Annotated in this window: 15 protein-coding genes and 2 tRNA genes; 9 read left to right on the plus strand and 8 right to left on the minus strand. The window is 60.3% G+C overall.

The window, feature by feature from the left end:
- Positions 1-226: 226 nt before the first annotated feature.
- From HW554_RS19080 to HW554_RS19100, 5 genes are all read right to left on the minus strand, one after another.
- Positions 227-826 carry a hypothetical protein gene (locus tag HW554_RS19080; RefSeq protein WP_176910127.1) on the minus strand — a complete coding sequence of 200 codons (600 nt, stop codon included), beginning with the start codon at positions 824-826 and terminating at the stop codon, positions 227-229.
- A 71-nt stretch (positions 827-897) separates the two neighbouring features.
- A complete protein-coding gene (locus tag HW554_RS19085) occupies positions 898-1,467 on the minus strand; it encodes a 1-acyl-sn-glycerol-3-phosphate acyltransferase (RefSeq protein WP_176910129.1) in 570 nt (189 codons plus the stop codon).
- A gap of 137 nt (positions 1,468-1,604) precedes the next feature.
- Entirely contained in the window at positions 1,605-2,408 is an 804-nt protein-coding gene (locus tag HW554_RS19090; RefSeq protein WP_176910130.1) for a patatin-like phospholipase family protein, read from the minus strand.
- Positions 2,409-2,498: 90 nt separating this feature from the next.
- Positions 2,499-3,347 (minus strand): MBL fold metallo-hydrolase, encoded by an 849-nt coding sequence (locus HW554_RS19095; RefSeq protein ID WP_176910131.1) that lies wholly within the window; start codon positions 3,345-3,347, stop codon positions 2,499-2,501.
- A 123-nt stretch (positions 3,348-3,470) separates the two neighbouring features.
- The gene (locus tag HW554_RS19100) at positions 3,471-4,424 is read right to left on the minus strand and encodes an acetyl-CoA carboxylase carboxyltransferase subunit alpha (RefSeq protein WP_176910132.1); all 954 of its coding nucleotides are present in this window, start codon (positions 4,422-4,424) and stop codon (positions 3,471-3,473) included.
- A 247-nt stretch (positions 4,425-4,671) separates the two neighbouring features.
- On the opposite strand from HW554_RS19100, the gene HW554_RS19105 reads away from it, so the two are divergent.
- The 6 genes from HW554_RS19105 (at position 4,672) to HW554_RS19130 (ending at position 9,838) form a co-directional block, all read left to right on the plus strand.
- A tRNA-Asp gene (locus HW554_RS19105) sits at positions 4,672-4,745 on the plus strand.
- A gap of 405 nt (positions 4,746-5,150) precedes the next feature.
- The gene (locus HW554_RS19110) at positions 5,151-7,262 is read left to right on the plus strand and encodes a glycoside hydrolase family 97 protein (protein ID WP_176910133.1); all 2,112 of its coding nucleotides are present in this window, start codon (positions 5,151-5,153) and stop codon (positions 7,260-7,262) included.
- Between the two features lie 159 nt (positions 7,263-7,421).
- On the plus strand, positions 7,422-7,727 hold the full coding sequence (locus HW554_RS19115; RefSeq protein WP_176910134.1) for an alpha-glucosidase C-terminal domain-containing protein: 306 nt from the start codon (positions 7,422-7,424) through the stop codon (positions 7,725-7,727).
- Between the two features lie 225 nt (positions 7,728-7,952).
- Positions 7,953-8,026 (plus strand) — tRNA-Asp (locus HW554_RS19120).
- A 211-nt stretch (positions 8,027-8,237) separates the two neighbouring features.
- The gene (locus tag HW554_RS19125; RefSeq protein WP_176910135.1) at positions 8,238-8,522 is read left to right on the plus strand and encodes a hypothetical protein; all 285 of its coding nucleotides are present in this window, start codon (positions 8,238-8,240) and stop codon (positions 8,520-8,522) included.
- Between the two features lie 266 nt (positions 8,523-8,788).
- Entirely contained in the window at positions 8,789-9,838 is a 1,050-nt protein-coding gene (locus tag HW554_RS19130) for a S41 family peptidase (protein ID WP_176910136.1), read from the plus strand.
- 75 nt (positions 9,839-9,913) lie between these two features.
- Here HW554_RS19130 and HW554_RS19135 read toward each other — a convergent pair whose 3' ends face one another.
- A complete protein-coding gene (locus tag HW554_RS19135) occupies positions 9,914-11,887 on the minus strand; it encodes an OmpA family protein (RefSeq protein ID WP_176910137.1) in 1,974 nt (657 codons plus the stop codon).
- Between the two features lie 243 nt (positions 11,888-12,130).
- Here HW554_RS19135 and HW554_RS19140 point away from each other — a divergent pair, with 243 nt between their 5' ends.
- Positions 12,131-12,691 (plus strand): hypothetical protein, encoded by a 561-nt coding sequence (locus tag HW554_RS19140; RefSeq protein WP_176910138.1) that lies wholly within the window; start codon positions 12,131-12,133, stop codon positions 12,689-12,691.
- Positions 12,692-12,771: 80 nt separating this feature from the next.
- On the opposite strand, the gene HW554_RS19145 is transcribed toward HW554_RS19140, so the two are convergent.
- Positions 12,772-13,284 carry an NUDIX domain-containing protein gene (locus HW554_RS19145; protein ID WP_176910139.1) on the minus strand — a complete coding sequence of 171 codons (513 nt, stop codon included), beginning with the start codon at positions 13,282-13,284 and terminating at the stop codon, positions 12,772-12,774.
- Positions 13,285-13,497: 213 nt separating this feature from the next.
- Between HW554_RS19145 and HW554_RS19150 the strand changes: the two genes are divergently transcribed.
- Positions 13,498-14,934 carry a DEAD/DEAH box helicase gene (locus HW554_RS19150; protein WP_176910140.1) on the plus strand — a complete coding sequence of 479 codons (1,437 nt, stop codon included), beginning with the start codon at positions 13,498-13,500 and terminating at the stop codon, positions 14,932-14,934.
- Between the two features lie 324 nt (positions 14,935-15,258).
- Entirely contained in the window at positions 15,259-15,738 is a 480-nt protein-coding gene (locus HW554_RS19155; protein ID WP_176910141.1) for a hypothetical protein, read from the plus strand.
- Positions 15,739-15,832: 94 nt separating this feature from the next.
- Here HW554_RS19155 and HW554_RS19160 read toward each other — a convergent pair whose 3' ends face one another.
- Positions 15,833-16,003, minus strand: a complete 171-nt coding sequence (locus HW554_RS19160; RefSeq protein WP_176910142.1) for a hypothetical protein — start codon at positions 16,001-16,003, stop codon at positions 15,833-15,835.
- Positions 16,004-16,906 lie beyond the last annotated feature (903 nt).

Below are 16,906 nucleotides of genomic sequence, written 5' to 3' on the forward strand. Positions count from 1 at the left end.
CCAGAATACTGGACGGGCTTTCTTTTTACTCTTCGAAGCTGTTTAGAAAGTCAAAAGGCCGTCATGCTGAGCGCAGCCGAAGCATCTCTACCGCTTCGTTGCCGACCTAACCTACCGACACTGTTACAATACAACTGCGGTAGAGATGCTTCGGCTGCGCTCAGCATGACGGTCTGACTGATTCCAGGCACTTTCTAAACAGCTTCTTCTGTTTTGACTTCTGTCGCTAATACCGCCGCTGCAATATTTCGCTGAGCACGAAGGCGGCGCGGATATTGGCAGGGTTTTTCAGTAGCTCATTAACAGTGCGGCCGGTTGGTTTGGGCGCAACTCGCTTCTGGCTCCAGAAATCCTCGTTGCCGTGTTCGGTGCTGGTGCGGGGCAAAGAGGAGCCAAGCCGCGCGGCCCGCTTGGGCGCTTCGAGCGACCGAGCTTCACGAGCAGGCAATTCCTGAGAATACTGCTCAACTTCCGTCTTTTCGAGGCCGCGTCCGAAGCGCGGGACCGGCGCGGGCCGGCCTGGCTTGGCTTGCGGCTCCGGGTTGCGCTGCTCCTGCTCCCACTCCTGGGCCGCGTCGCGCTCGGCCGGCGGGCCGGGTTCGGGCGGGGCGGGCTGCTGGTTCTGACGCTGCATCTGGGCCAGCAGTTCCTCAAACGATACGGCCGGCGCCGACGGGGCCGGCCGACGCACCGGCGCGCCGCCGGGCTGTTGGGCCTGCTGCCGGTCGTGGGCCTCTTTGGCTTTTTCGGCAGCCTTCTGCACCATTCGCCAGATAAAGAAGACGATGGCCCCTATTACCCAGACAAAACCTTTGATATCTTCCATACGAGAGAATGAATGGCGGCCGGTACCGGCCGCCCGGGCGTTGCTGCCGACGGATTAGGCCGCCGGATATCCTAACGTACGCCTTTTTCGGGGAAGCGGCCCGTCTTGGTACGGTAGTAGGCCTTGATTTCCTCCACGTCCTTCTCGTAGTCGCCGGTGGGCCAGAACACAGGGCCGGCGCCGGCTTCCTTCTTTTTATAGTCGAGGTAGCCGAGCATGATGGGCACCCCAGCCCCTACGGCGGCATGGTAGAAGCCCTTGCGCCACTTGGGCTGGTAGCTGCGCGTTCCTTCCGGCGTAATGAGAATCACGAGTTCCTCGCGCTCCTTAAACAGCTGCACCATGCCATCAACGAGGCTGTTATTGCGGCTGCGGTCTACGGCCAGGCCACCCAGGCTCCGCACCAGCGCCCCAAGCACCGGAATGGTCGTCCACTCCTTCTTGATGGTCACTTTCACGTCAACATCCATCAGAAAGAACGCGGCCCGGGCAAACAGGAAGTCCCAGTTGCTGGTGTGCGGGGCGGCAATCATCATTCCCTGCTTGATATTGGGCGGCACCACCGAGCCCAAACGCCAGCCGGAAATCCAGAACAGGAATTTCGAAAACAGATACCAGAAAGTAGAAGTACGACGCGCCATGAGCGGGAAACAGGAAACGAAAAAGTGCGATGCCACCTATGGGCTACCAGAGTTCAAAGCTAGCTGATTTGCCGCACCGAAGTGCCTGCGGCATCTATTATACCGGGACTTCAGGGCCGGGCACCAGTCTGGTTGGTTTAGCCGGGTTGGCCGGGCAGCTCGTTTTCGAGCAGCGCCACGAGCTCCGGTGCCCGGGCCAAGGTGTGGCGGTAGCCGATATCAAATATTTCGGTGGCCTGTCCGAAGCTCATCGTGCGATACGGGCGCAGTTCGGGCGGCTCAATCAGCAGGTGGCAGAGCCGCTTACTGAGTACCGTGTTGCCGGCAATGGCCAGGTTAAGCGTGCGCTCAACCAGCCCGCGCATATTGCTGACCTGCGCGGCCGGGTTGGGTGGGTTGCAGTGCACGCCCACCACCCGCAGGCCCGGGTGTTCGGTTTCCAGCAGCGCCTCTACGGGCAGGTTGTTCAGCAGGCCGCCATCTACCAGCTGCCGGCCCTGGTACACCACCGGCCGGTACAGAATGGGCACGGCCGACGAAGCCAGCAGCGGCGGCACCAGCGGCCCGCTCGAAAATCGCACCGACTCACCCGCCTCAATATCAGTAGCTACCAGCGTAACGGGCAGCCGCAGCTGCTCGAACGTGGCCCCCACTCCCAGGTGCTGCTCAAACAGCCGCCCCACCGCATCCATGTGCAGCAGGCCGTAGCGGCTGAGCGCCACCCGCGTCAGGCGCGGAATACTGATGCCCTGCAGCAGCCGCATAATCTCGCGCGGCGGCACCCCGGCGGCGTAAAATGTAGCCGCAATGGCCCCCGACGATACACCCGCCAGCCGCCCTACCGGCAACGCCAGCTCATCAAGCGCTGCCAGCACGCCCAGATGCGCAATGCCCCGCGCCCCGCCCCCGGAAAGTGCCAGCCCTAACGTTTTTTCAGACATGGGATAATAAGAGGGAGAGGTGAGGAGAGGGCCGTCATTCAGAGCATGCTGCGCTGTTTCACTTCTCAGGTCTTACTTCTCACCTCCATTTTACAGCTCCGCCAGCCGGAACTTCTCGGCTACTTTGATGCCGCGCTCGGTTTGCTCGACGGTAATGCACTCGGTCTGGTGGTCGTGCTCTAGCACCAGCACCCAGTTTTCGGCGGCGGCCTGCTGCAGGAAGCGGGCCTTTTCGTCCATCGTTACCAGCGGGCGCACGTCGTAGCTCATCACGTAGGGCAGGCCTACATGGTGGGCACTGGGCAGCAGGTCGGCGGCGAAAACCAGCGTGCGGTCTTTATACGACAGCTTGGGCAGCATCATCTTCTCGGTATGCCCGTCCACGTAAATCAGGTCGGCCAGGCTGCCCAGTTCGGTCGGTACGCCGGCCTGCGGGTCGATGAAGCGTAGCTGGCCGCTCTCCTGAATGGGTAGGATATTCTCCTTCAGAAAGCTGGCTTTCTCTCGCGGATTGGGCACAGTAGCCCAGTTCCAGTGGGCCTCGTTACTCCAATAGGTGGCGTTCGGGAAGGCCAGCTGCAACGCATTTTTGGCGGTGCGCACCACGCCCCCGCCGCAGTGGTCGAAGTGCAGGTGAGTCAGCAGCACGTCGGTAATATCGGCGGCAGTGTAGCCGTGGCGGCGCAACGACTTTTCCAGCGTATCGTCGCCGTGCAGGTAGAAATGCCCCCGAAACTTCTCGTCCTGCTTTTCGCCGATGCCGGTATCCACGAGCAGCAGCCGGCCCGCATCCTCTACCAGCAGGCAGCGCAGGGCCCAGGTGCACATATTGTGGTCGTCGGCCGGGTTGAGCTTCTGCCACATACTCTTGGGCACGACGCCAAACATGGCCCCGCCATCCAATTTAAACAAGCCGGTATCGAGGGTATGAACTGTCATAGTTGAAGCGGTTAGCTTGTAGCGGATAGCAGTTAGCTTTTTTCGACTGACAACAAGCTGACCGCATTTCCGATTGACGGTGGCGGCCAGCTAACAGCTCTAAGCTAATAGCTTGGCAAAAACCTATTCCAGCACCACGCCCATGTCCGAGAACTTGTCGATGCGCTGGCTGATGCGGTCCTCGGGCGAGAGGGCATCAAGTTCAGCCAGGGTGCTCAGGATGGTTTCCTTCAGGGTCTGAATCATGGTGGGCGCGTCGGTGTGAGCACCACCCAGCGGCTCGCCCACGATGCCATCGACCAGCTTGTTGCCCAGCATGTCGTTGGCCGTGAGCTTGAGGGCCTCGGCCGCCTGCTCCTTGTAATCCCAGGAGCGCCACAGAATGCTGCTGCACGATTCGGGCGAAATAACCGAGTACCAGGTGTTTTCCAGCATCAGCACCCGGTCGCCGATGGCAATGCCCAGGGCCCCGCCCGAAGCGCCTTCGCCGATGATGATGCAGATGACAGGCACCTTCAGCAGGAACATTTCGCGCAGGTTGCGGGCAATGGCCTCGCCCTGCCCCCGCTCCTCGGCCTCCAGGCCCGGAAATGCGCCGGGCGTGTCGATGAGCGTCACCACCGGCACGTTGAACTTCTCGGCCAGCTTCATCAGGCGCAGGGCCTTGCGGTAGCCCTCGGGGTTGGGCATACCGAAGTTGCGGAACTGCCGCTGCTTGGTATTGCGGCCCTTCTGCTGGCCAATCAGCATCACCGTGCGGCCATCAATTTCGGCGAAACCGCCCACCATGGCCTTGTCGTCGCGCACGGTTCGGTCGCCGTGCAGCTCCACAAACTTCTGGCTCATGCCCAGAATGTAGTCGAAGGTGTAGGGGCGGTCGGGGTGACGCGAGAGCTGCACGCGCTGCCAGCGGGTCAGGTTCTGGTAGGTTTCCTTTTTAAGGGCGTTGATTTTGGCTTCGAGGGCCGTCACCGCGGCCGATACATCTACCTGGCTGTCGAGAGCCAGTTGCTGCATTTCGCGGAGCTTGCCTTCGAGGGCGGCAATAGGTTGTTCAAAATCGAGGAGCTGGGCCACGGCAAAGGCGGGTTTTGGAGGTGCGAGGGGGAAACGAGAAGATAGCAAAGGTAAGCGAAGGGGCCGATTCCGGCTACCTCTGTCCTTCTCCGGCTGCCTGAAAAATCTTTCTGCCTGACTAGCAGCCTGCCACGCCATCCGGCGCAGCTTTTTTACACTTTTTTCGTGGCGGCTCTTGCGCACCTGCTACCGGCCTGCTACTTTTGCACCACTTCAACGCTCCCTGAGCCGCGAAATAGAACAACCTGGTTCGGTAGTTCAGTTGGTTAGAATGCCGCCCTGTCACGGCGGAGGTCGCGGGTTCGAGTCCCGTCCGGACCGCAAAGGCCCTTCAGCATCCGCTGAAGGGCCTTTTGCTTTTTCCGGCAGCTCTGTCAGCCAGGGCACCGCACACTGCTGCCATTCTATTACAGCATTCCTGAAGCAACTTGTGCATTTATGCAGATGCGAGGCCTGCTGCCTGTCTGCTTTTTTGCTCGTGGCCTGAAGCGTGCGTATACTCCGTTAGAGAGCCTTATTTGCCGTACCGCCGGGGCTACTACGTAGCAGCCGGCATTCACTTGCTGGCAGCTTCAGCTTTTTACTTCCTTTATGCTCAATATGCCCACCTTCGAGATGAGGGCCTGGATTATTTTGCAGGCGCACACGCCAGACCTGCTTTGTGGCGGCCGGGTGCCTGGCCGGCTTTATAACACTTCGCTCTTTCCTGCTGCCTGAAACTCCTGTATGCGCTACTTACTCTGGGCTGCTTGGCTGTTGCCTGCCAGCCTGTCTGCCGCCGCCCCGGCACCCACCCCGCTCACGGCCCGCCTTGATAAAGTTACGCTGACGTTCGCGCTGACACCTGATGGCCAGCCCACCTACGCCGTGCAGTACGGCGCGAAATCCGTCATTACTACCTCCCGGCTGGGACTGGCCCTGGTCGATGGGCCGAGTTTCGAGGGGCCGCTGGAAATTACCGACTCCGAAACCTGGGAGGTGGACGACAGCTGGAACCCGGTGTGGGGCGAGGTAAAAACCATCCGCAACCATTACCGCCAGCTCACGGTGCACCTGCGCCAAACCCAGCCGCCCGGCCGCCGCCTCGACGTGGTGTTCCGGGTGTTTGCCGACGGGGTGGGCTTTCGTTACGAGGTGCCCCGGCAGGCAGACCTGAGCTACTTCACGGTGCAGCAGGAGCTGACCGAGTTCAACCTACCCGCCAACCACAAGGCCTTCTGGATACCCGGCGACTACGACTCCAACGAGTACGCCTACACCACTTCGCGCCTGAGCGAGGTAAATACCACCCCCATTGAGGCCATCCAGCAGAAAGCCGCCGCCAACCGGGTGCAGACGCCGCTGATGCTGAAATCGGACGACGGGCTGTACGTGAACATCCATGAGGCGGCCCTGGTGAACTACCCGGCGTTGTTTCTGAACGTGGAAACCCAAACCTATGGCCTGCGCAGCCAGCTGGTGCCCTCGGCCACCGGCGCGGCGGCCTATCTGCAGGCTCCCGAGCACACACCCTGGCGCACCATTGTAGTGTCGGACAAAGCTGCTGAGGTGCTCACCAGCAAGCTGATTCTGAACCTGAACGAGCCCACCAAGTTCCCCACTACCGACTGGATCAGGCCCCAAAAATTTGTGGGTGTGTGGTGGGAGATGCACGTGAATAAGGCCAGCTGGAACTACGCCGACACCAGCAATATCAAGCTGGCCGGCACCGATTGGAGCCGCCTGAAGCCCAACGGCCGCCACGGGGCCAACACCGCCAACGTGAAGCGCTACATTGACTTTGCCGCCCGGCACGGCCTGCAAAGCGTGCTGGTGGAGGGCTGGAACGTGGGCTGGGAGGACTGGGCCGGCAATTGGAAAGAGGAAGTGTTCGACTTCGTAACGCCCTACCCCGATTTCAACGTGCCGGAGCTGCAGCAGTACGCCGCGGCCAAGGGCGTGCAGCTGATGATGCACCACGAAACGTCCGGCTCCGTCAGCAACTATGAGCGGCGCCAGGATGCCGCCTACCGCTTCATGAAGGAGCATAGCTACGCGGCCGTGAAAACCGGTTACGTGGGCCGCATCATCCCGCGCGGCGAGCACCACGATGGGCAGTGGATGGTAAACCACTACAACCGCACGGCCGCGTTGCTGGGCCAGAACGAGCTGATGGTAGACATGCACGAGGCCGTGCGCCCCACGGGGCTGCACCGCACCTACCCCAACTGGCTGGCGTCGGAGGCAGCCCGGGGCAACGAGTTCAACGCCTGGAGCACCGGCAATCCGCCCGAGCACGAAACCATTCTGCCCTTTACCCGCCTTATGGGCGGCCCCATGGACTATACGCCCGGCATTTTCCGGATTATGCTCGAAAGCTGGAACCCCGCCCAGAACAAAGGCCGGCAGGTGCATACCACGTTAGCCAAGCAGCTGGCCCTCTACGTAACCATGTACAGCCCCCTGCAGATGGCCGCCGACCTGCCCGAAGCTTACGAGCAGCATCTCGACGCCTTCCAGTTTATCAAGGATGTGGCCGTAGACTGGGACGACACCCGCGTGCTACTGGCCGAGCCCGGCGAGTACATCACCACGGCCCGCAAGGCCAAGGGCCGCGAGGACTGGTTCGTGGGCAGCATCACCGACGAAAACCCGCGTCAGCAAGTTGTAAAGCTTGATTTCCTTACTCCCGGCCGGCAGTACGAAGCCATCATCTACGCCGATGGCGAAGGCGCCAGCTGGGACCGGAACCCCATGGCCTACCAGATCCGCAAGCAGAAAGTAACCAGTAAAACCACGCTTACGCTGCAGCTGGCACCCGGCGGCGGCGCGGCCATCAGCCTCCGGCCAACTCGGTAGCAGGAACTCCTTGGGCCTTCATGCTGAGCGGAGTCGAAGCATGAAGGCCGCTTCGCTAAATTACTGCTGCAACGAAGCGGTAGAGATACTTCGGCTCCGCTCAGTATGGCGTTTCAATGGATTTACTACCCGTAAATCCCCACCATCTTCCCTCGTCTTATGCATAAGCTGCTGCTGGCTGAGAAGCGTGCCTATAAGCAGCTGCTCGGGGCCCGCGTCGGCAGCGCGGCCCTGCGGGTAGGCACGCCCACCGCATACAGCACCGCCAACGTATGCGCCTTCACCAAAACGGCCGGCTCCGAGCAGGCATTTGTGGTAGCCAATGTGCGCAATTCAACTCAGGCTTACCCCCTGCCGGCCACCCTCGCCAACACCACCTGGACCTATGCGCTGACCGGGGGCTCGTTCACGCTGGGCACTACGCTTGCGCTGCCAGCTTACGGCTATCTGGTGCTCAAGAAATAGCGCAGCTGGGACACTAGAGGCACAGCAAGCCCCCCGCTCCGGGTTTACCCCAAAAATATTTCAGGTTTTTTTTCGATTCTATTGGCTTTACTGACAGAGCAATACCCATTCAAAAATGCTTGCTATACCCTACTAAGGCAGTTTTTTGTTTGTACACTCGGCCCGACCTTCTATATTTGCATCATCAAAAGGGAAAGGCACATGGCCCGCCCCGAATTGATAGCCGGTTCGGTAGTTCAGTTGGTTAGAATGCCGCCCTGTCACGGCGGAGGTCGCGGGTTCGAGTCCCGTCCGGACCGCAAAGGCCCTTCAGCATCCGCTGAAGGGCCTTTTGCTTTTCCATCGTGCTATTCCCAGGCGTCACTTCTCATCAGAGCCCCGGGGCTCTGATGAGAAGTGACGCCTGGGAACTAAAATTTCAGTCTTTTGTCGTAGGATTTCGTTTTTGGCTGAATACTTGCCAACGCCCTGCTTACCTTCGTGTGGCTTTTGTGGCTTTACCTTTTTGCTATGACCCGTTTTCTTCTCTTCTTCATGCTGCTGGTGATGGGCCTGGCCGACATCAGCCCGGCGCTTGCCGCCCCTCCCGGCCCGGCCGCCCGCGCCAAAATGCGCGGCAAAGTGTACGTACACCGGCCCAATTACCGCACCTATAAAGGAGGAGGCCGCAAAGCCCGCACGAAACGCACCGTCCGGTACCGGCAGCGCTGGTTCCAGTTCTGGCGCAAGCGCAAGAAAACCGAGCAGCGCGCCCCGCGCCGTTCCCGCAACACCACTATCGGCACTGGGCAATAGCCCCAGGCACCCGATTTCAGCTCCCTGACAAAGCAGCCTTTCCCGCACCAGCGCGGGAAAGGCTGCTTTTTTCGTGCCGGCTTATACCTGTCTATTTAATCAGGAGCGCCTGATGCGGTTGCTGAATGAGAGCAAAAAGGCCAGCCTGATTGAAACCAGACCAGCGAGTGCCCATCGTTCGCGCCTCTACCAGAAATTTGCAGAATATTATTGCGCCTGCTCTCTTAGCCAGCCAACCATTCACGGCAAACCAGCATCTTCGCGCCATGAAGAAACTGGGAATCCTCCTTTTGCTGGCCGGAGCAAGCGCGCCGGCTTACTGTCAGCCAACTCCGACGGCCCTACCCGATTCGGTGGCCCGCTTTCTGGATAAGAGCCTCACGCTGCTACAGACCTATTCGCTGGAACGCAACAGCGTGAGTTGGCCCCAACTGCGCCAGACGGTGTATCAGCGGGCCCAGGGAGCTACTACCGTACGCGACCTGCTGCCCCTCTACCCCTTCCTGTTCGAGCAGTTGCAAGACGACCACGGCTGGCTCACCTACCAGGGCAAGACCTACAAATGGCGCAACCCCGCCCGGCCAGCTTACGCCAATGAGGTGGTGAAGGCCGCGCTGAAGAAAAAGCCTGGGGTGCTGGTGAAGATGCTACCAGGCCGCATCGGCTACATTCAGCTACCGGGCATCAACGCTGGCGGGAGCCTGGAAGAAATGCGCGCCGCTGCCCGAATAGTGCAGGATTCGCTCTGCCGCCTGCCCCCCGGCCAGGCCCGCGCCTGGATTATAGACCTGCGCCTCAACGATGGCGGGGCCATGGCGCCCATGCTGGCCGGCATTGCCCCCCTGCTCGGCGACGGCCTTTTGGGCGGCTTCGTGGATATCAATGGCAAACCCGAACAGCAGTGGTACCTGCGCCAGGGCAACTTCTACGTCGACTCGATGCAGGTGACAACCCTGGAGAAGCGCTGCCCTGCCCGCCGGACTGACCTGCCCATTGCCGTACTGCTGAGCGGGCGCACAGCCAGCTCCGGCGAAATCGTGGCCATCAGCCTTAAGGGCCGGCCGGCTACCCGCTTTTTTGGCGAGCCCACCTACGGAGCTACCACCGCCAACGAAAGCTACCCCATCAGCGGCGGAGCCTACCTCACTATTGCAGGCTCGCAGGACGCCGACCGCACCGGCACGCCCTATAAAACAAGCCTCACCCCCGACGTACTCATTACGGGCGGCGACAACTTCACCGACCTGAGCCAAGATGCCAAAGTAGCGGCGGCGCTCAAGTGGCTGAAGAAAGCGCGGAAAGGCGCGCGACAGTAACGTACATCGGCAGCCAACACTGGCTTGGTTTCATGCCCGGTGAATTCCTGACCCAGGCGCGCCATTCAGCTCCCCTTACTGCAGTCCCGTCACCCGGAACTCGACGCGGCGGTTGAGACGGCGGGTGTTTTCCTGGGCGTTGCTGGCCCGCGGCTCGGCCCCACCGAGGCCCACGCCGCTGATGCGCCCGGGGGCCACGCCGCGCTTTACCAGGTAGGCCTTTACGGCGGCCACCCGGCGCTGACTCAGCTCTACGTTTTTCTGCGGGTCGCCCACATTATCGGTGTGGCCGCGTAGCTCGATGGTGAGGCCGGGTGAGGCAGTAAGCAGTGTGGCCAGCGTATCGAGGGCCGGAAATGAAGTAGTGAGCAGCTCGCCCTGACCGCGCGAGAACTGCACGTTTTCCAACTCCAGCGTCGAGCCTACGCCGAGGGGGCGCAGCAGCACATCCTGGGCATAGGGGCCGGCGGCGGCGGCAAAGGTGGTATCGAGCGGCACGTAGCCGGGCAGGCGCAGCTGAGTGGCATAAAGGCTGGCGGGCCGGGCCGGAAAGGTGAATGCGCCACCGGCCGTGAGGGCCAGGGCCGTATCGGCGCGGGCCGAAACCGTAACGGGGCGCAGGCGCAGGCTGGCGCGGGGCAGCGGCTGCAGCGTTAGGGCATCGAGCACCCTACCCCGCCACGGTGCCCGCGCAAGTGCGGGGGCCGGCGCCTCATCGGCCGCAACCTTGCGAAACAGATTGCAGCCCGCCAGGTCGGTGTACACGCCCCGGCGAATCCGGGCCACCTCCTTGGTTTCCATATCAATCTGATAAATGGCCTTGGGCCCGGCCAGAAACAGCCGGCGGTTGCCGAATTCGTCATTCTGCAGCAGAATACCGCTGTAGCCGCCCCGCTCGGGCAGCCCGTCGAGGGGCAGGATATCGGGAGCCGGCTGGCGGGTGTCTATGTTGATGCGTAGCAGCGAGCCGTCGGTGCTGTACACCTGGTAGAGCGTGCGGCGGGCATCGAAGCAGAAGTTGGCGTGGGTACCGGCCCCCGCAAAGCCCAGGGCCCCGAAGTAGCGGGCCTTACGCAGCGGGTCGGTGCTCCAAACGGTGCTGACTTTGCTGCTGGCCGGATTCACGCGCACCAGCAGGTTGCCGTCGGAGGTGCTGAAGTACAGGTCGCCCCGGTCGTCGGTGCCGCCCGAAATCCAGACGCCGCCGGAGCCCTGGGCCGGCAGCTGCCAAGTGGTATACTCGCCCTGGCGGGTGGCGGGGTTGTAGCGGTACACGCGCTCGGGGGCGTTGGTGGGGGCCTTGGTTACGGCGTACAGGCAATTATCAAAACCTTTGGCCAGGGCATACGACTGAAACGGCAGCACCCGCCGATGAATGACGGGCGGCTGGGCCGGGTCGAGGGTCGAAAACTCGTGAATCGTGCGGCAGTCATCCTCCCAGGTATCGTTGTTGATGCGCAGGGCCGCTATGCCATAGAACTTATCGTCGCAGCCCTGGGGCGGCGGCGGTGGGGGGCGGCGGCTGGGGGGGCCGGGGTTCACGAGGCGCAGCGAGGCCAGCAACTGCCGGGCGGCGGCGCGGTGCGGGTCGGGCCCGTCGGGGCCACGGTACTCAAGCCGGTATTCGTAGCCCTCGCGCCAAAGCCGGCGGCCCAGCACCCGCATCCGTGGCCGGTCGGCCGTAGCGTCGTCGTAGGCATACTCGTAGCGCAGCTCCTGGAACCGGTCTTCGTCGCGCTCCTCCAGGCGGTACACCCGCGCCCGGGGCAGGCTGGTTACGTAGCGCCACACCGAGTCGAGCTGGCCGGCCTGCAGCAGGTTGAGGCTTTTCCGGTCGTCGGGTAGCGGGTGCAGGCTGACGGAAGCCGTGGCGGGCGTGGTTTCCCAGTCGGGCCCCACATAAAACGTGGTGCGGTGGTTTTCGCCGGGCATTACCTGCCAGCCCGTTGGGTAGCCAAGCTGGTAGCCACCGCGGGCGTCGGTATAGGTCTGGCCGGCGGTATTACCCTGGGCCCACACCGGGCCGGCCGGGGCCAGCAACAGTAGCAAGAGCCAAATCTTTCCCCAGGCCATATATGTGAACCACCTCATTGCCTCAAAAATAGGCAGCCAGACCGGATGTTCCCGGCTTCGGCCCTACATACTGCATCGGTATAGAAAGGAAGCGACCGAGAACATGAAAAAAACAGATGCGCCCTTACCAACCAGCCATATTAGGCGCTGAAGGCGGCAGGTTTATTGCGTACCTTTACACGCTTATTTGCAGAACACATCTGCCCCGCACTTACCCATATGAAAAAACTTTTTCTCATCACGCTGATTCTGTCGAGCACGCTGGCGGCTTCGGCGCAGTCCATGGCTGGCAAGCCCCGCAAAAAGTACGCTTTCCCGAAGAAAGACGAAGAAAGCACTTACGTGTTGAACGTGACGAAGAACACCGACGAGGAAGCCGAGATAGATGCCTGCGTGACCCGCGTAGCCTACCTACCCTACGTCGATCTGCTTGCCCAGATCAACGAGCTTAAGCGTATCAACAGTTGGGCTGATACCACTTACCAGCGTCGCCTGACTCAGCTTCCGGCCGGTGGGCAGCTTACCGTAACTATGTATCGGCGGGGTTCCAAGAATGCTGACCCCAGCTACCTAAGCCTGCTGGCAAAAAACAAAGCCGGTGAAGAGCTGCTCAACCTCCCTGAGCTGCCCGCTGGCCAGGGCCGCTTCTGGAACCGCGACCTGTACATGAGCACGCGCGTTATCCCATTTGTTAAAGTGGCCAGTGAGCAGGACGTTTCCCTGACAATCAACGACGCCAAGACCCGGCAGAACTTCGAGTACATCATTAAAGCGCAGTAATACAGGTTATTCCCAAATGCATAAACCCCGTGGCCGTTGATGGTTACGGGGTTTATGCATTTGGGAATAACCTGTATCTACTATTTCCTGAGCTTAGCCCACTGCACGGCAATGATGGTTTTGGCATCTTCAAATTCGGCAGTGAATAATTCGTCGGCCGAAAATTCCACTGCTTCAATCCGCTCATTCTCCGAAGCCAGTCCCCCACCGGGCCCCGATTGCCGGCTGACTTCGGCGTAAAAAACGGTGATGATTTCGGCGCTGTTGCCAGGCGAAGGGAATATGCGGGCAATCTGTTCCAACTGGTCCACGTCGTAGCCCAGTTCCTCCTGCAGTTCGCGGCGGATGGCCGTGGCCGGCTCCTCGCCCTCATCAACCATACCGGCGGCCAGTTCCACCAACTCTTTTTCGGGCCCGATGCGGTATTGCCGGGCCAGGATGTACTGCCCGCTGCCAGTATGGCGCACCAGCGCTGCCACGGCCGTACCCGGCTCGAACCGTTCGCGCTCAAGCACCTTCTCACCATCCTGAACCCGTAATTGGCTGAGTTTGTAGTGACCCTTGTAGGCCGTTTGGCGGTCGATAATGCGCATGAGTTGCGTTGAGTCAGGGGGTTGTTAAAAGGTGGCCGGTTATTTGCGGCAAGCCGGCACAGCGGCCGGACGTCCTGTGCCGCGCCGGCTCGCCCATCAGAGGCCTATTATACGCCTTTATCGGCGCTATAAAACTAAAAAGCCCGATCTTTGCCGGCGGATATATTCCCGTGTCATTTTCGCCGCCTTCCGGCGGCTGCTTTTTTCCCTTAGATGTCGTTCGACGAACTCAACCTGATTGAGCCTATCCTCCGTGCCCTGCACGAGGAAGGTTACACTACCCCTACCCCTATTCAGCAGCAAGCCATTCCGCAGGTGCTGGAAGGCCACGATTTGCTGGGTATCGCCCAGACCGGCACCGGCAAAACAGCCGCTTTCACCGTGCCTATTCTCCAGATTCTGCACCAGACGGCCCAGGTAGAGCGCCACGCGCCCGGCCGTATCCGGTGCCTGGTGCTCACTCCTACCCGTGAGCTGGCCATCCAGATCGGGGAGAGCTTTAAATCGTACGGCCGTCACCTGCCCAAGCTGCGCTCCACCGTTATTTTTGGTGGCGTGGGCCAGCACCCGCAGGTACAAATCCTCAAGCGGGGCGTTGAGGTGCTTATTGCCACGCCCGGCCGCCTGCTCGACCTAATGAGCCAGGGCTTCGTGGATCTGCGCCAGATTGAGGTGTTCGTGCTCGATGAAGCCGACCGCATGCTCGACATGGGTTTCATCAACGACATCAAGCGCATCCTGCCCAAGCTGCCCGCCAGCCGCCAGACGCTGTTCTTCTCGGCCACCATGCCCGGCCAGATTCAGGAGCTGGCCGGCAGCATTCTGCGGCCCAACCCGGTGAAGGTGGCCGTAACGCCTATCTCAAGCACTGCCGAAACCGTAACGCAGGCCGTGTACATGGTCGATAAGAACGATAAGGCCGACCTGCTTGAGCACGTGCTTCAGGACAAGAATATCCGCCGCGTGCTGGTATTCACGCGTACCAAGCACGGCGCCGACAAGGTGGTGAAAACGCTGGCCAAGGCCAACATTCCGGCTGAAGCCATTCACGGTAACAAGTCGCAGAATCACCGCCAGCGGGCCCTGTCCAACTTCAAGGCCGGCTCGACCCGCGTGCTGGTCGCCACCGACATTGCCGCCCGCGGCATCGACGTAGATGAGCTGACCCACGTCATCAACTACGAGATTCCTAACGAGCCCGAAACCTACGTGCACCGCATTGGCCGCACCGGCCGCGCCGGCGCCGACGGTACGGCTCTCTCCTTCTGCGAAGACGAAGAGCGCGCTTACCTGCAGGATATCCAGAAGCTCATCCGCCGGCAGGTGCCGGTAGTGCAGAGCCACCCTTACGCCACATCGGCGGTGCAGCCCGTGCCGCTGACCGGCGGGCCGCCCATCAAGCGTCCTAAAGGTCCGGCTGGTCGTCCGGCCCGACCGGGTCGCGAAGGTGGCCAGCAGGGCGGTGGTGGCCGTGGTCGTGAGGGCCAGCGTCCCACCAGCGGCGGTGGCCGCGAAAGCAGCCCACGCAGCCAGACCAGCAGCCAGGCCGGCCGTGGCGAAAGCCAGCGCAACCCAGCCAGCGGCGGCTCGTCGCGAGGTGGCAGTAGCAGTAGCAGTAGCAGTGGTCGGGGCCGGGGCGGTAGCCGGTAGGCGTTACATTGCCCTGTTTGCTGCTACCGGGCAAGTTTTGGTCCGGCAGTAGCGTAGCTCCCAACACCAAGCCCCATCGTTGCCCGTTTAGCGGGCAACGATGGGGCTTGGCTCGTATAAGCCGGCCGGAACAGTTGAACAGGTTTAGCCGGGGCCGGCAAACAAAAAGGCAGCCTGTAGCTTACTATACTGAAGCTATTTGGCAGGTCAAAAGCACTTCATACATCGGCTGCACGGCAGTCAGATGAAGCTTGATATTTTTTTGACTTACCAAAGGGCTTCAGTACCTTTTCCCGCTCCGGAACAAGTTTTTTATTCTCCGTTATGGCACAACGAACCCTTCCCGTTATTCAGGCACTGCGCGATACGGCTCAGCGCCTTGCGACCCAGGCCCCCTACCAGTGGGGACACATGGGCAGTTGCAACTGCGGCCACTTGGCCCAGACTGTCACCCGTCTTACCAAAGCCGAAATCCATACCCGGGCCATGCAGCGCTACGGCGACTGGGAGCGGCAGCTGCTCGACTACTGCCCCACTAGTGGCCTGCCCATTGATGAAACCATTGATGAGATGCTGGCCCTGGGCTTCAGCCGGGCCGACCTCACACACCTGGAGCGCCTTTCCGACCCTGCTATCCGAGCCGATATTCCGTTTGAGCGCCGCAACGCCCTGCGCCATAACCAGCGCGACGACGTGGTGCTCTATCTACGTACTTGGGCTGGGCTGCTGGAAACCGAGTTGCTGGCCACTATTGAACTGCCCAGCCTAGTGCCGGCAGCGGCGCTGGTAGCTGTTCAGGCATAGGCCTGGCAGAGCTTAACAGCATAAGCACAAAAGCCCCGCCGGCAGCTGCCGGCGGGGCTTTTCGTTTAGTCTGATTTCCGTAGCGGAAGGAGTATTAGTAATTGACGTTGCTCCGCTGCGCCTCGCGGTACTCTTGTGGCCGGTGGCTACGCTTATAGGCGGCATCCGCATTAGGATCCTTTTCCGGGTCGGGAGCCTGGGTGCAGGACGACAGAATCAGCGAAGCGCCAGCGGCGAGGAAAACGAGCAGACGAAGATTTTTCATGCCCCAAAGGTACGCACCAGACCCAAACCGGGCAAATCCAACATTACCTCCTTTCCGCGTTCTGTTCCAGGTCCGTCGCCAAGGCCATGTAACGAATGTAAACCAGCCACCTGGCTCAGCAGCTGAGCGTGTCGCCACCGAAGGAGTTTACAACTATCAACAGAACCTAACGCTACCAAGTACCTCGTCGGGACAGATTACGGAGTTGAAATAGGGCTAGACATTGACGTTTTCCGGCTGACTACTTCTTTCGCCGTACTCAACCGGAGCTGGCCTGGCTTCGCTAAGTTCATTAGTGGTGCCAGGCCAATTGCAAGTAGCACTTTATGGCCTCTTGTCACCGACAACTTCATTAGCAAGTAAGGGTAACATTGCTACTGAGTTTCTATACTATATTCATCGTTATTAATATGTAGCTATAAGCATACTGAAGCTACCCTTTGCCAAAGACGAATGCCTCTATCCCTAGTTAACAACACTTAAGTTTAAATACTGAATAACAGATCATTGCAAAACCATATAAACCAAACCTAGTAACTTTGTTAGCAGAGAATTATTTAGAGTATTTCCAATATAAGGGAGTACTTATTTGGGCGGGCATATAAAGCTAAACAGCAGCTGGGCAAGGTCTACCAACGGTAGGTACAGACGCCTACTGACAAATTGCACTTCGCCTCTAACAGCGCCGTTTTGAGCGACTCAATCGTGTCGTCAGACGGGGCAAACAAATAGCTACTATTCCCCGATTAGCAGGCAGAAAAGAAGGTATTGGCAGCCTGTTGCATGAAATTCAATAAACTAGCTAATAGCCAGTTACAGCCCTGCAACTTCCGCTGTTCATAGGTGCATGCTCAAGCTTATAGCAGCATAAAAACTTACCCTTCCCGTAGCTACGAGAACACA

The sequence above is a fragment of the Hymenobacter lapidiphilus genome (assembly GCF_013377885.1).
Lineage (GTDB): Bacteria > Bacteroidota > Bacteroidia > Cytophagales > Hymenobacteraceae > Hymenobacter > Hymenobacter lapidiphilus.